Annotated in this window: 12 protein-coding genes; 2 read left to right on the top strand and 10 right to left on the bottom strand. The window is 60.5% G+C overall.

Annotated elements, in window-relative coordinates; genetic code table 11:
• Positions 1-14: 14 nt before the first annotated feature.
• The 9 genes from CAY82_RS00445 to CAY82_RS00485 all read right to left on the bottom strand — a co-directional run bounded on the left by CAY82_RS00445 (position 15) and on the right by CAY82_RS00485 (position 10,050).
• The gene (locus CAY82_RS00445) at positions 15-1,196 is read right to left on the bottom strand and encodes an MFS transporter (protein WP_087499471.1); all 1,182 of its coding nucleotides are present in this window, start codon (positions 1,194-1,196) and stop codon (positions 15-17) included.
• A 112-nt stretch (positions 1,197-1,308) separates the two neighbouring features.
• A complete protein-coding gene (locus tag CAY82_RS00450) occupies positions 1,309-2,595 on the bottom strand; it encodes an aminotransferase class V-fold PLP-dependent enzyme (protein WP_087499472.1) in 1,287 nt (428 codons plus the stop codon).
• An 80-nt stretch (positions 2,596-2,675) separates the two neighbouring features.
• Positions 2,676-3,572 carry an EamA family transporter gene (locus CAY82_RS00455; protein ID WP_087499473.1) on the bottom strand — a complete coding sequence of 299 codons (897 nt, stop codon included), beginning with the start codon at positions 3,570-3,572 and terminating at the stop codon, positions 2,676-2,678.
• Between the two features lie 27 nt (positions 3,573-3,599).
• On the bottom strand, positions 3,600-4,829 hold the full coding sequence (locus tag CAY82_RS00460; RefSeq protein WP_087499474.1) for an acetyl-CoA carboxylase biotin carboxylase subunit family protein: 1,230 nt from the start codon (positions 4,827-4,829) through the stop codon (positions 3,600-3,602).
• A 29-nt stretch (positions 4,830-4,858) separates the two neighbouring features.
• Positions 4,859-6,190: an acetyl-CoA carboxylase biotin carboxylase subunit family protein gene (locus CAY82_RS00465; RefSeq protein ID WP_087499475.1), complete on the bottom strand. Its 1,332-nt coding sequence runs from the start codon at positions 6,188-6,190 to the stop codon at positions 4,859-4,861.
• 29 nt (positions 6,191-6,219) lie between these two features.
• Positions 6,220-7,560 carry an acetyl-CoA carboxylase biotin carboxylase subunit family protein gene (locus tag CAY82_RS00470; protein ID WP_087499476.1) on the bottom strand — a complete coding sequence of 447 codons (1,341 nt, stop codon included), beginning with the start codon at positions 7,558-7,560 and terminating at the stop codon, positions 6,220-6,222.
• 15 nt (positions 7,561-7,575) lie between these two features.
• Positions 7,576-8,328, bottom strand: a complete 753-nt coding sequence (locus tag CAY82_RS00475) for a hypothetical protein (RefSeq protein WP_087499477.1) — start codon at positions 8,326-8,328, stop codon at positions 7,576-7,578.
• 70 nt (positions 8,329-8,398) lie between these two features.
• The gene (locus CAY82_RS00480) at positions 8,399-8,695 is read right to left on the bottom strand and encodes a 2Fe-2S iron-sulfur cluster-binding protein (protein ID WP_087499478.1); all 297 of its coding nucleotides are present in this window, start codon (positions 8,693-8,695) and stop codon (positions 8,399-8,401) included.
• A 95-nt stretch (positions 8,696-8,790) separates the two neighbouring features.
• The gene (locus CAY82_RS00485; RefSeq protein ID WP_087499479.1) at positions 8,791-10,050 is read right to left on the bottom strand and encodes an MFS transporter; all 1,260 of its coding nucleotides are present in this window, start codon (positions 10,048-10,050) and stop codon (positions 8,791-8,793) included.
• 137 nt (positions 10,051-10,187) lie between these two features.
• Here CAY82_RS00485 and CAY82_RS00490 point away from each other — a divergent pair, with 137 nt between their 5' ends.
• Positions 10,188-10,643 (top strand): helix-turn-helix domain-containing protein, encoded by a 456-nt coding sequence (locus CAY82_RS00490; protein ID WP_087499480.1) that lies wholly within the window; start codon positions 10,188-10,190, stop codon positions 10,641-10,643.
• Between the two features lie 221 nt (positions 10,644-10,864).
• Positions 10,865-12,106: a TIGR03862 family flavoprotein gene (locus tag CAY82_RS00495; RefSeq protein ID WP_087499481.1), complete on the top strand. Its 1,242-nt coding sequence runs from the start codon at positions 10,865-10,867 to the stop codon at positions 12,104-12,106.
• Positions 12,107-12,341: 235 nt separating this feature from the next.
• Here CAY82_RS00495 and CAY82_RS00500 read toward each other — a convergent pair whose 3' ends face one another.
• The gene (locus CAY82_RS00500) at positions 12,342-13,673 is read right to left on the bottom strand and encodes a DEAD/DEAH box helicase (protein ID WP_087499482.1); all 1,332 of its coding nucleotides are present in this window, start codon (positions 13,671-13,673) and stop codon (positions 12,342-12,344) included.
• Between the last annotated feature and the right edge of the window lie 2 nt (positions 13,674-13,675).

Below are 13,675 nucleotides of genomic sequence, written 5' to 3' on the forward strand. Positions count from 1 at the left end.
CAATGGCTGACCGGCTAGGCGCCGGATGCCTCGACTCGATCGTTGCTCTGGGCGAGGCGGGTCGCCGGGGCTTGCAGCAATAGCGTCACGGTCAGTACCACCAGCAGGAACGGCAACACCCAGGCATTTTCTATGAGTGCCAATTGCAGGCTGAGGATCATCATCAGAACCGGCGTGGCCAGTGCGTTCGCCTTGCTCACATACAGGCCCACGGCAGCCTCGCTGTAGCGGCAGGCAATGGCCACACGGATGTGTAAGCGTGCACCGCCGAACGCCATGCCGAGTATCAACAGGCTTATCGCCTTGATGGTCAGCGTGTCGGGCAACAGGAACCACATCGAGGTGGAGAACACCGCGAGCGCGATCAGCGCCGACAGGTAGACCGACAGGTTACGCCCGGTATTGGCAATGATGACCAACACGCCTATCAACGCCATGCCCAAGCCGAATACCGCATCGAGTACGCCGAGCTCGAACAGCGACCACCCATGGTTGGACACATACACCGGCAGCATGAAGTTGAACGCCCCGAGGATGGGCCAGACCAGCACCATTGGTATGAACAAGATCAGCGGCAACCGGGCCGGGTTCGCCACGATACGTGCTTGCTCCGTACCCACCGGCCCACGGTCACGGGTGTAGCAAGTGCCTGCGACCACCAGGAGACCGCCGCCGATCACTAGCGCGTAACCCACGGGGCTGAGGATCGGCATCAGACCCGCCGCGAGCAGCGGGCCAATCATCAGCGCCGCTTGGCTAGTCGCGGTGGTGGCACCGCTGATACGGCGAACCTTGCTCTCGTCCATGCCCCGCTGGATCTGGGTAAACCACATATCCAGGCTGGCTTCGAGCGACAGGATCATCAGCCAGACGAGCAAGTTGATGACTAACAAGCCGACGGTGAACTCCCGCGAGAACCCGGAGGCCAGGGCCAGGCAGGCCATGCACAGAAGGAACCCGCCACTCATCTGGCGACCGCTCAGGCTGCTCGACAAGCGCTTGATCATCATGGGTGTGATGAATGCGGGGAGGAATGAACAGAAGATGGCCAGTGCCAGCGGCAGATAGTCACCGTCGTTCTGCTTGAGAATAGTCCACGTCAAAGAAACCATCAGTGCACCGGAAAACAGTCGATAGACTGTCGAGCAAATCAGAAAGATTGCCAACGCTTGCGAGGAACCGTTTTTTTCACTCATCGTTTCGATCCTTGCTCTGTAGTACGCAGAAGTTCTTTTTCGAATGGCCGACGTCGGCCGCTGCACTGGCGGGGGTGCAAGTGCAAGCAGCCGTCATCTCGGGAAGTGGCAGTCAGGCGAAGGTACGCATCGCCTGGAGCGTTTTGTCGATGTCCTGGGAGGTATTGACGATCCCTGCGGAGAAACGCACCGTCGAGTGACGATAGGGCGTGGCGCTGGCGATAATGTTCTGCGCCTTCAACTTCGCCACCACGTCCTTGGGCGCCCAGCCCTTGACGTCGCAGCAGACGATACCGGCAGAGAACTGCGCAGCCTGCGGTGTGTGCAGGTATACGTTGGGCAGCTTGGCCAGCCCTTCCTTGAGTTGCCCGTTAAGCTCAGCAACCCGATCAGCAATGCGCTTGCGACCAATTTTTTCGACGAACTGGAACGCCTCGATCAGCGCCCACTGGTTTTCGAATGCCAGGAATCCGCCCGGGCTGACCCACGCGGCCTGGGTGTCACCTTGCGGAGCGCGCTCCTGGCGCCAGGCATTGGCAGGCTCTGCCGCCATGATGGTGGGAATCGTCGGGATGATGTGAGCCCACTGACCTTCACGGGCCCAAACCACCCCCGTACCGTGCGGCCCGAGGATCCACTTGTGCGTGCCTGCACTAAAGAAATCACAACCCAGGCTGGCGACCTGAGCCTCCGAACACCCGAAGCCATGCACGCCGTCGATCACGTAGATGATCCTTTGCGCTTCGGTACGATCGCGGTTGAGCCGTGCGACGAGATCGCCGATTTCCTTGACCGGCAAACGTACGCCCGTACCCGAGTGTACCCAAGTCATCGCCAGGATACGGGTCGACGGCCTGATGGCGGCTTCGATACGCGCGACGATGGCCTCGACACTAACGTCCTGCGGGCCTTGGTAAAGGTCGATGCGCCTGATGCTTCCGCCCCATTTGGCCACCGCTAGACGCATGGCCTCGTCATGGGTATACCATTCGTGGCTGGTCGTCAGGATTTCCTGCTCAGGAGCCAATTTGAGGCCGTTGTAGACCATCGCCAAGCCCTGGGTGGTGCTGGTGGTCAAGGCGATATCCTCGGCCCGCCCTCCGGTATACGCCGCCGCCGCTTCGCAGACCTTGCGCCAGACCATATCCTCTGGCTTGGCGAACATGTTGTCTTCCAGATACGTATAGGGATTTTCATCGAAGGCTTGCCGATGGCGAGCCATGGCGTCGCGCACCGGCTTGGGATTAGAGGCCAGAAAGAAGTTGGAGATGTGCACGAGTTCCGGCGACAGCTTGAACTGCGCCTGCACCGACGCCCAGTCGCCTGGGTCGAATGCCGCCACAGTTTCATCCTGTGCAGGCACAGCCGCGCCCCCTGCATTCGCCAAACTTGCGATCATGCTGCCTCCAATCAAGGGGGCGTCCATGGCGCCGCCCACGAAACCACATCTTCCCAAACCCATTTCGATTCCCTGTCGATTCACAGTGAGGTTCGTGCAGGACGCGCGAACAGAGCGTTGAATATACGCTGCCCATAGAGGCCGACAGCCAGGCCGAGGACAATCAGGATTACCGCCAGCACCTTGCTCATCGGCACGCTCTCGTTGAACACCAACACCGAGCCGAGCATGCCGAAAATAGGCACCAGCAGCGAAAGCGGCGCGACTGTCGACACGGGGTAGGTCTTGAGCAGCGAGTTCCAGATCCAGTAGGCGAATAGCGTGTTGGGGTAGACCTGGAACAGGATCGACAGCACGGCGGTAATATCTACCTGCCGGGCCAAGGTGGTATAGCCTGTGCTGCCATTCACCACGTAATCCAGGATGAACAACGGGATCGGCGCGAAGGCGCTGGACCAGACCAGAAACGCGAATACGTCTTTAGTCCTGGCCTTTTTGTTGATGACATTGGCGACGCTCCACGAGGCTGCGCCGAACAGCACCAGCAGTACACCGGGCAGCGTTACCGAGCCGTCGCTAATCTTGATAATGCACAGCAGCCCTGCGAAGGCGATCACCATGCCTAGTACCTGAAAGCGGGTCAGTGCTTCCTTGAATACGAGACCGCCCAGCAAGATGGTGAAGAAGGCGCTGAATTGCAGCACCAGCGAGGCGATGCCTGCCGACAGACCCGCCTTGATTCCCAGGTTGACCACACCCCATAAGCCGATACCGAACACCAGCCCATAGCCGATGATGAAGCGCCAGGGCACATCAGGCTTGCGGATGAAGAAAATCGCTGGCAACGCGCACAGGCTGAAGCGGATGCCTGCGAGGATGAACGGGTCGACGGTGGCCAGGCCCAGCTTGATCACCGAAAAATTGACACCCCAGATCGCGGTGATGAGTATGGCCAGGACTACATGCAGTGGTTTCATGAATGAGCTGCCTTGATGGGATAGGGCTTAAGCGACGGATGTCAGGCTTTGGGTGAGCCTCACCCGTGAGAACAGGGTGTGCATCCAGTCTCGGGTCTGCTGCGGTTTGGTCGTCTTGATGATGCCCGCCAAAGGCGCCTCGAACGCCGAATAGGTCACGTGCCCGGGCAGCAGTTCGCCTGATTGCAGTTCGTTCCACTGCACCACAAAGGGGCTGGTACGCAGCTCCTCGGCGCCATCCAGACCTTGATAGATGCGCTCTGGGTGAGTGTGGCCAGGGAACACGAACCAACCGTAGCCCAGGTCCGGTTGCCGCTCGCTAAGAGCCGACTCGTCCAGCTTGCCATCGACGTGGATACGCAGCTCCAACGAAGGCAAGTGTATGCCGGTTGCCAGCTCGTAGGTCGCCACCACGTCCGCACCGCCGACCCGGTTACCCACTTCGAGGAACACCGGCTCGTCCCCGTCCATGATCGCTTCCAGATGGAAGGCACCATTGTCGATCTGCACCGCCTGCAATGCCTTGCCGACCCAATCGCGCATCTGCAGGGTGCTTTCAAGATGCCAAGAGCCCAACGGTGTCCCACGCTCCATGTAGCCCAGGCAGGTGCCGACGTATTCGCTGGCTTGCAGCGTGACGATCCGACCGTTCAACACCAGGCCATCGAAGTGGCGGATAGGGCCTGCGATGAATTCCTCGACCTGAAAATCTTCTATGGACAGCGATTGGTCACTGATCTTACGGCCGATCTCCTCGAAGGCATGTGACGGCTGCGGGTGAATGCTCACATCCGCGCTCGATGCCCCGCTGTGAGGCTTGAGCACGGTCGCACCGGTCCATGGCACCTGCCCCTGAAGGTCCAGGTAACAGGCCAGTGACATGAACCGCGGTACCCGCAAGCCGCTGGCTTGCACTGCCGCTTTCATCTGCAACTTGTTACGCGACAGGGTCAATGTCTTGAAGGAAGCCCCTTCGACACCGAGTGTTTCGCGCAGACGCGCAGCATCAAGGAGTTCGTACTCTGACATCGAGATGATCCGGTCGAAGCACTGAGGGGCGTCAGCCAGCCACGTCAGAGCCTCGTCGCTGGCGCTGGCCGCACCGGGCCGAACGACCCGTTCGCAGCGCAACTGGGCTGGGAGCGTGTCGATCGCCGCCTGCTTGCCGAAGTAGGTGACATCGTGCAATTCATGATCGATGCCGCGGTGATACTCGATACGTGGGTAAGGCACACGGTGCAAGATTAGAATTTTCATACCAGTAGTCTCGATGCACGAAAGCGATTTCAGGACGCGACCTTGAGTGAGTGCCGGGATGCCAACTTGCTATCGAGCACCTCCAGCCATTGCTCACGCAGTACCGCCACCAGATCGCGGATATCGACCTGCGCATCGTGCAGCGCGACACAGGCCTGGGCCACGAAATCGCTGTTGTCCCTGGGGATTGCATGGATAAGACGTGACGGTGCGGTGACCCAGGCGCATTCGAGCAAGGTGATATCTACCTTCGCCATGCCCAGCTTCTGAGCGGCAGAAGCCAGTGCTTTGTCGACCAGGGTCTGGATATCACCAAGCCCGGCTACATCCACTATCATGTCGCGAGGCACGCCCAACATTACCGTCGCCGCGCTGCAGGTGGCCGATGGCAGCTCCTTGGGGGCGGCCGCCGAGAACACCGAGTCGACCCATGCGGCATACAAGTCGAGCCCATGGACGGCATGTGCAAGCGTCCAGATCTTCATACCGGCGGGGCGACGATTAGGCTCGACCACCGCCGTGTTGTAATCGCGATCGCTGAGCTTGATCTCGTTGTGGAACGGGCCGATGCGCTGGCCCACCAAGCGGTTGACTTGCTCGCCGGTGACCCGAATGGCCCTGCGCTCCTGGTCGCTGAGGCGGGCGGGGAGGATTTGCGCTATCTCCACCGGATAGCGCCCGGTGGCGCTGACTTTCTCGGTGATGAACCACAACTCACCGAGCCCGTCATAGGAGTATTCACGAGTGAAGGGTATGAACGCTTCCGCCAATACCCCCTTGTCCAGGTAGGGCGCCACTTCCGCAAACGCCTGCTCGCAGTCTGCCCCCGGCGCAACCACCACCACGCCTCGATTATTGCCTTCGGAGGTGGGCTTGATCACAAAGCCACCTGCCTGGCGCAGGGCGAAGTTACGCACATCATTGATGCAACCGATGCGTTCGAAGTCAGGCACCATCACCCCCAGCCGGTCGAGCAGCAGGCTGATGCGTTTCTCACTGATGCGGTACACCAGCTTGTCGAACGCACCCAGCGCCAGCCCTGCGTCGTCCACCGGCAGGCCGAGCCGTTCGAGCAGCTCGGAGCCACTGGCCACGGCATTGTCGGAAAAGACGATACCGGCGCTGATACGCGCAGCGTCATCGCCCAGTTGGCCGAGTACTTGCTGGACGAAGTCCGCGGCCAGCGGGTCAGCATCGATGACCCGATCACTGATGTGCAAGTCATGCGGCTGGGGGGCGCTGCGCACTAGCCAGGTCTCGGCATTCCAGCGCTCGCGTGCATGGTCGCGCATGTGCCGGACATCGCTGATCCGGCTCAGGTTGTAATCCACAATCAGCAATACCGGTGCTTGCAAAGGCATATTCATCGTCTCCAGTGCTTGGCAGGGGGTCAGAAGCTTTCGATCTGGTACTGGATGTCCAGCGCAGTGGCAGAAATCCGGGCCAGGCGCTTCAGCTCGGTTGGCTGGCTGGCGCGATCGAACGTCCAAAGCAACTGGCCAAGGAACACTTCACGCGCATGCGCCGGTATTACATCGCCTGCCTTGAGCAGGATGTGCGTGACTACGGGAGCGAGTGGCAACTCGGTCAGGGTCACCGAACTGAGCGTGCCTGGCGTGGCGAAATAGACGCGGAAGAAAGTGGCCGTGGTCTGCGCAGTGGTGCCGTCCGCTCGCCAGCCGAGCCGGACCAGCCGCTGCGATAGGGCCGCGCGGGCCGTGGCGTCGTCCTGGCTGGCGAATAGCAGATCCAGCCACAACGAAAGCATGCCCTGACCACCAGTGACCGCTTCGACACTGTGGGAAATCAGGCTGCCGCCAACGCGCGGATTAATTTCGATCAAGTCCCAGTGTTCGCCGGTAAAGCGTGCTTCGACGTGATAACAGCCCCACTTGAGGCCCAGGCAGTCCAGCACCTGGCCCAGCCACTCCAGACCTGCCGCTATCTGCGCCTGATTGAGGCTGACCGGGGGCGTAGTGCAGCTGTCTTCCAGCACGGTCTCGGCGGTTTCGGTCACTTCGTATTTTTCATGGATGCCCACAACGTGAACCTGGCCATCGACCAACAGTGTCTCGAAACTGAATTCCTTGCCGGGAATGTAATCCTCGGCCATGAACTGCAAACCATCGTTGAATGCCGAGGCGTACACGGTGTCTTGCACCGAGGCCTCGCGTAACGCTTCAAGCGCGGTCCAACTCGTGTCTGCGCGCATGGGAAATGCAGCATAGGACGCGATGCCGTGGATCGGCTTGATGAAATAGGGCTTGCCCTCTGCCTGTAACGCTTGCAGCACCGATGCAGACAATGCATGCGCCTGGACGTGCGATAGGCCAGCCTGGGCAAGCTGGTTGCGCACATCCAGCTTGTTACGCAACGCAAGCGCTTGCTGGGGGCCAATATCGTAAGTGCCGAGCGAAGCGTTGGCCGCTGCCATCAGATGGCGATAGCCCTCCCACACGCTGATACAGCAAGTGATCTGTTCGCCCGCCTCGCGCAAATTCCGGAGGGCAGTATTCACATCCTCCATTTGCAACTCATGCGCGTCGCCAACGTAAAGCTTGTCCGCCCAGGCTTGAATCTGCTCCAGACGGGCTGGTACATGTTCGGGAAGCGGCAATGAAGACAGCACGAAGCACCGAAGCTGACGGCGATGCAACTCTTGCTTCAAGTCCTCCAGGAAAGAAAAGCCGCAATGGCTCAGGATCAGAACACCGGGTCGAGTCGTCTTCATTGCCTGCTCCATTCCTTAAGCTGCCTGGCCTTGCGGCTTGGCCAGGGTGTCCAGGTACAGTTCGTTGAAGTACATGGCGAGGACTTTCTGATGCTCGGCCAGGTAGCGCTTCAGCGCGGCGATATCCTGCTCACCCTTGATCAGGAAGCGCAGCGCTGCCCAGACTTCACCTGGATGGTCATCGTTGATATCAGTGTGGGAATGGGAGATCTGGCCGACAATCTTGGACTCGCCAACAGAGCCCTTGAGTGCTTCGAGTTTGCGCGGCTCGAGTTTCACGTTCACGTACTCGACCAAGTAGGAATAGGCGATGACGCCCAGTGGCCCTTCATGATCCAGCAGGTAAGAGAAGAAACCGGCCAGCAGTTTGGTGGACAGGTAGGGCTCAGTGGCGAGGAACTCCTCGCGACTTACACCGACGCGTTGCAGGTCCTGGATGAACAGGTCGTCGTGGAGCATTTCCTCCTGTTCGTAGTGCGCCCAGATCTGCGCTGCTTCAGGGCTGACCTTGGCCACCTCGACCAGCGCCTTGGCCTCGGCCACGCGCAGCAGGCGGATACGCCATGCCGTTTCGATCAGGTGGCGTTTGTAGTAGGCGCTATTGACGTCCTTGCCTTCCAGATGAGCGGCTTGAGGAACGGTTTTGTACCATTGCTCGACCTGGTCGTCGATGATCTTGTCAATTTCCCCCCGCAGGTTTACCGAAGCGGCGGCGCTGAGGAAAGGAGTGCGATCGCCATATCCAACATTCTTTACACGGTTAAGCATAAACAAGCCTCTTTTTGGGTTTGGTTAGAACGACACCACTCATCATGAGCGGACTTGAACAGCACACTTGTCAGCCAATTACTTCGATGGCCAATTCACCTCTTATCAAACATTGACAGGCCAGGCGGTACTCCTCCCCGCTGTAGCCCAATAACTCGATAAATGCTTCTTCGTCATCATTTCGCGGATTCAAGGCATCAAACCCGACTTTGACTTTGATCAGGCATGCACCGCAGGCGCCAACTCGGCAACCCAAGGGGATCACATTCTTTCCCCCGGCTTCCCATTCGATATCCGTGATGGGTGAATTAGAGGGCAACTGAAATTCAATTTCATGTGAAACGACAGTGAGTTTGTGCAGTGCCATACTTGCCTCGGTTTATATTAAAATTCTTGTTGCGCGCACACGGCATTACTTCAACGTATACAAACGATGATGAGGAAGTTCTAAACTTCAGGGGTTTATTTGGATGTCAGTTCAAGCCAGAGCCAGTAAAGCAACGCCGCAGCGCTGATGGCCGCGCCCAAGATACAAACGGCTACCCAGCCTGCCTGGGCATACGTATAAGTCGCCGCGATCGCGCCCAGCCCGCTGCCCACCGAGTAGAAGCACATGTAGGCGCCCACGAGACGACTTTGCGCATCAGGCCGTGCGGCAAAGATCAGGCTCTGGTTGGTGACATGTACGGCCTGCACGGCAAAATCCAGGAGCACCACGCCCACGACCATGGCCAGCAGCGAACTGTGGACGAATGCGGTGGGCAACCACGACAAGGTCAGCAGCGCCAGAGCGACACCCGTGGTGCGATTGCCCAGCCCCCGGTCGGCAAGCCGCCCGGCCCGCGCTGCCGCCAGGGCCCCTGCCACGCCAGCCAGGCCGAACAGCCCGATCTGGGTGTGCGAGAGGGCCAGGTCAGGCTCGCTGAGTGGCAGCACCATGGAGGTCCACAGCACGCTGAATGCAGCGAAGATGAGTAGAGCGAACGTGCCCCGGATGCGCAGCGTGCGCTCGCTCAGGAATAGCTGCAACACCGAACGCAGCAGTACCAGGTAGCCGCCTTTCAGCGTGGGCGTGACCGCCGCCGGCAGCATGCGCCACAGCACCAGCGCCATGCCCGTCATCAAGGCTGCCGAAACGAAGTAGACACTGCGCCACCCTGCCAGGTCGGCCATCGCGCCAGACACGAAGCGCGCCAGCAGAATGCCCAGTACGACGCCACTGGTCACGGTGCCGACCGCCTGCCCGCGCTGCTCTGGGCTCGCCAGCGTGGCCGCGTAGGCCACCACCACCTGCACCAGCACCGCCATCAGCCCCACCAGCACCATCGCACCAAGCAACACGGCCCATTCCTGCGCCATCCCTACGGCGCAAAGGGCCAAGGCGGACAGGAGCATTTGCGTGAGGATGAGTTTCTTACGATTCAGCAGGTCACCCAGCGGAACTATAAAGAGCAGGCCAACCGCATAGCCGGCCTGGGTGGCAGTGACTACGACACCGATGGTGCTGGCAGGCACCGACAGGCTGCTGGCCATCGACTCCAGCAGCGGCTGGGCGAAATAGACGTTGGCCACGGCCATGGCGCACGTAATGGCGAAGAGGAAAGTCTGGCAATTGCCGAGCGCGGAGGTGCGCCCCCCCTCACGGAACGTCCCGTTGTATCCGCCGGCAGCCTCCTCGGCTCCCGCCGCCCGCTTCACAGGCGAATCAGGTCTGTACGGCATCGCCCTTCCTTGGAATTGGTTTTGAAAAGAAACCAGTTAATTGCGTTCTAACAAATCAAGTTGTTAAATGCAACTACCGCAATCAAAACTTTTTCTTCTGTCATCAGATCTGATCACCAACCTGCTCATGGAGAATCATGGCCAAACAGCAACAACTAGCGCGCAGTGAATGCCCCGTAGCGCGGACACTCGAGGCTATTGGAGATCGTTGGGTGTTGATGATCATCCGGGAAGCGTTCGATGACGTTCGCCGGTTCAACGAATTCCAGAAGCGGCTCGGCGTGGCCAAGAACATTCTTACGGTGAAGCTCAAGGCGTTGGTCGAGCTGGGGGTTTTTGAAATTCAGCCGGCTTCGGATGGGAGCGCTTATAAGGAATATGTGCTCACCGAGATGGGACGGGCGGCATTCCCTATCGTGATCAGCATGCGGCAGTGGGGGGAGCGATTTTTGTATTGTTCAGGGGAGAACCATTCGGTGCTTCTGGATAATTTGATGGCGGAGCCGGTTGAGATGATTACCGTTCGATCTCGAGGAGGAAGGGAATTGGGTCCAGAGGATTGTCATCGGCGGGTGGTCAGACGGGATAGTTGATAGATCGCGGAGCGTTGGAGGAAGAGCAATACGATCGTGGTCCGATGCACGCGTCATCGGTTGTTCACAATGACTGTGGAACCGCTTGTGGATAACCTGCGGGAAAGGCGCTGCAGCCCTTTACAGGCAAGGCCTGCAGAGCACTGATTGTTTTTTGATCAGTGCTTCCACAGGCCGCGCTGCGCTAGAATGCGCCTCTTTTCCACAGCCTGCTGCCCACCATGTCTGATCTGAGCCCCGCCTCCCCTCCCCTCGCTGCCGTCATCGGCGGCGGCCCAGCCGGCCTGATGGCCGCCGAAGCACTGGCCCAGGCGGGTCTGGCGGTCGAGGTGTTCGATGCCATGCCTTCAGTGGGCCGCAAGTTCCTGCTGGCGGGTGTCGGTGGCATGAACATCACCCATTCCGAGCCCTACCCGGCGTTCGTCAGCCGCTATGCCGAGCGCCGGGGTGAAATTGCTGCGCTGCTGCGCGACTTCGATGCCGACGCCTTGCGCCAGTGGATTCACGGCCTGGGCATCGAAACCTTCGTCGGCACCTCGGGCCGGGTATTCCCCACCGACATGAAAGCCGCGCCACTGCTGCGCGCCTGGCTCAAGCGCCTGCGCGACAGCGGGGTAGTTATCCACACCCGTCACCGCTGGCTTGGCTGGAATGCCGAGGGTGCATTGCGGATTGCTTATCCACAGGGCGAACGGTTGGTGAAGGCCGCCGTCGTGGTGCTGGCACTGGGTGGCGGCAGCTGGGCGCGACTGGGTTCGGACGGTAGCTGGCAGCCGCTGCTGGCCGAACGGGCTGTGGATATTTCGCCCTTGCAGCCCAGCAACTGCGGTTTTGAAGTGGCAGGCTGGAGCGCGCTGCTCAAGGACAAGTTCGCCGGTGCGCCGTTAAAGAACATTGCCCTCAGCGTTCCCGGCAGCGCGCCACGCAAGGGCGAGTTCATCCTCACCGCGCAGGGCGTGGAAGGCAGCCTGGTGTATGCCTGGTCAGCGCCGGTGCGCGAGGCCATCAACCGTGAGGGCCACGGGGTGTTGCTGCTCGACCTGTTGCCGGACAAGCCTGTGGACAAGATTGCCCAGGCGCTGGCCAAGCCACGGGGTTCGCGCTCCATGGCCAAGCACCTGCACAGCCAGCTGGGTATCGATGGGGTCAAGGCGGCGCTGTTGCGTGAGCTGACCGATCAGGCGACCTTTGCCGACCCTGATGCCTTGGCGAGGGCGATCAAGGCATTGCCGATCACGCTGGTGCGCACACGGCCGCTGGATGAAGCGATCAGCAGCGCGGGTGGGGTGCGTTTCGAGGCGTTGGATGAGGGCTTGATGGTCAAGGGCATGCCGGGGGTGTTCTGTGCCGGCGAGATGCTGGACTGGGAGGCGCCGACCGGGGGGTATCTGCTGACGGCGTGCTTTGCCAGCGGCTTGCGGGCCGGGCGGGCAGCGGCGGATTGGCTCAAATCCCAAGGCTGACACCGTCCACCCGCTCTCATAGAACTGCACATAACTCATTGAATTAGCAGGGGCCCTGTGGGAGCGGCTTTAGCCGCGAACACCGGCGCAGCCGGTGCCATGCACCGCGTTGGATTCTTCGCGGTTAAAGCCGCTCCCACAGGGTACGAGGATCGCTTGCGAATTCAGTTATCTGTGCGACAGCGCAGCCCAAAGGGCTGGACAATCTCCCACAGAGACCGCGTAGACCGCAAATCTACGGCTTACGCTTGCGCGGCCCACCATTGAAGCTCGGCACCTTGCGCACCGCCTTCACCGCCGGCTCGGCACTGCCTGCCTCGGCACTGTCCATCCAGCGCCCCAACCCGCGCTTGGCGCTGTTTTCTTTCGGCTTCTTGGGCTTCTTCGGTTTCTTGATCACCTGGCCACTGGCGTCGGTCATCGGCACGCGGTGGTCAGGGATGAAATCCGGCTCTTCATGACGCGGCAAGGTCTGCCGGGTCAGCACTTCGATCGCTGCCAGCAACTGCACTTCATCTGCACACACCAACGAGATCGCCTCACCCTTGTTGCCCGCCCGTCCGGTACGCCCGATGCGGTGCACGTAATCCTCGGCAACGATCGGCAGGTCAAGGTTGACCACCAGCGGCAAGTCATCGATATCCAGGCCGCGAGCCGCCACATCGGTCGCCACCAGCACCTGGATTTCACGAGCCTTGAAGCTGTCCAGCGCACGCTGGCGGGTGGCTTGCGGGCGGTCACCGTGAATGCCGTCGGCATTCACACCCTCGGCCAGCAAGCGCTCCACCAGCTGGTCCACACCATTGCGGGTCTTGGCGAACACCAGCACCTGCTTCCAGCGCTGCTTGCGCAGCAGGTGGCAGAACAGGTCGACCTTGCGCTTTTTATCCACAGGCACCAACCACTGCTTCACGCTGGTGGCCGTGGCATTGCGCGGGCTGACTTCGATGCTCAGCGGGTCATTCAGGGCAAGCCCCGCCAGCATGCGGATCTGGTCGGAGAAAGTGGCAGAGAACAGCAAAGTCTGGCGCTTGCGTGGCAGCGCTGCGTACACCGACTGTAGCTCTTCGGCAAAGCCCAGGTCGAGCATGCGGTCGGCTTCGTCCAGCACCAGGGTCTGCACCTGGTTGAACTTCACGGCGTTCTGCCGGAACAGGTCGAGCAAGCGCCCCGGGGTGGCCACCAGCAGGTCGACACCACGGCGCAGGCGCATCATCTGCGGGTTGATGCTGACCCCGCCATACACCGCGTAGGTACTCAGCGGCAGGTTTTCGGCATACTCGCGCACGTTGTTGTGCACCTGCTCGGCCAGCTCACGGGTAGGTACCAGCACCAACGCGCGGATCGAGTTGCTGGCCACCTTCTCGCCTTCCAGCGCCAGACGCTGCAACACAGGCAGGGCAAAGCCCGCGGTCTTGCCGGTACCGGTCTGGGCCGCAGCCATCAGGTCGCGGCCGGCCAGCACGGCGGGGATGGCCTTGGCCTGCACCGGGGTCGGGGTGGTGTAGTCCAGTTTCTGCAGGGTGCGCAGCAGCGGTTCGATCAGGCCGAGTTTGGCGAAATTCATGG

The organism is Pseudomonas sp. SID14000 (assembly GCF_002165135.1).
Lineage (GTDB): Bacteria > Pseudomonadota > Gammaproteobacteria > Pseudomonadales > Pseudomonadaceae > Aquipseudomonas.

Bases quoted from the DNA above. Each gene is read 5' to 3' on its own strand.
- CAY82_RS00445 (WP_087499471.1), bottom strand. From the start codon at position 1,196: ATGAGTGAAAAAAACGGTTCCTCGCAAGCGTTGGCAATCTTTCTGATT.
- CAY82_RS00450 (WP_087499472.1), bottom strand. From the start codon at position 2,595: ATGATCGCAAGTTTGGCGAATGCAGGGGGCGCGGCTGTGCCTGCACAG.
- CAY82_RS00455 (WP_087499473.1), bottom strand. From the start codon at position 3,572: ATGAAACCACTGCATGTAGTCCTGGCCATACTCATCACCGCGATCTGG.
- CAY82_RS00460 (WP_087499474.1), bottom strand. From the start codon at position 4,829: ATGAAAATTCTAATCTTGCACCGTGTGCCTTACCCACGTATCGAGTAT.
- CAY82_RS00465 (WP_087499475.1), bottom strand. From the start codon at position 6,190: ATGCCTTTGCAAGCACCGGTATTGCTGATTGTGGATTACAACCTGAGC.
- CAY82_RS00470 (WP_087499476.1), bottom strand. From the start codon at position 7,560: ATGAAGACGACTCGACCCGGTGTTCTGATCCTGAGCCATTGCGGCTTT.
- CAY82_RS00475 (WP_087499477.1), bottom strand. From the start codon at position 8,328: ATGCTTAACCGTGTAAAGAATGTTGGATATGGCGATCGCACTCCTTTC.
- CAY82_RS00480 (WP_087499478.1), bottom strand. From the start codon at position 8,695: ATGGCACTGCACAAACTCACTGTCGTTTCACATGAAATTGAATTTCAG.
- CAY82_RS00485 (WP_087499479.1), bottom strand. From the start codon at position 10,050: ATGCCGTACAGACCTGATTCGCCTGTGAAGCGGGCGGCGGGAGCCGAG.
- CAY82_RS00490 (WP_087499480.1), top strand. From the start codon at position 10,188: ATGGCCAAACAGCAACAACTAGCGCGCAGTGAATGCCCCGTAGCGCGG.
- CAY82_RS00495 (WP_087499481.1), top strand. From the start codon at position 10,865: ATGTCTGATCTGAGCCCCGCCTCCCCTCCCCTCGCTGCCGTCATCGGC.
- CAY82_RS00500 (WP_087499482.1), bottom strand. From the start codon at position 13,673: ATGAATTTCGCCAAACTCGGCCTGATCGAACCGCTGCTGCGCACCCTG.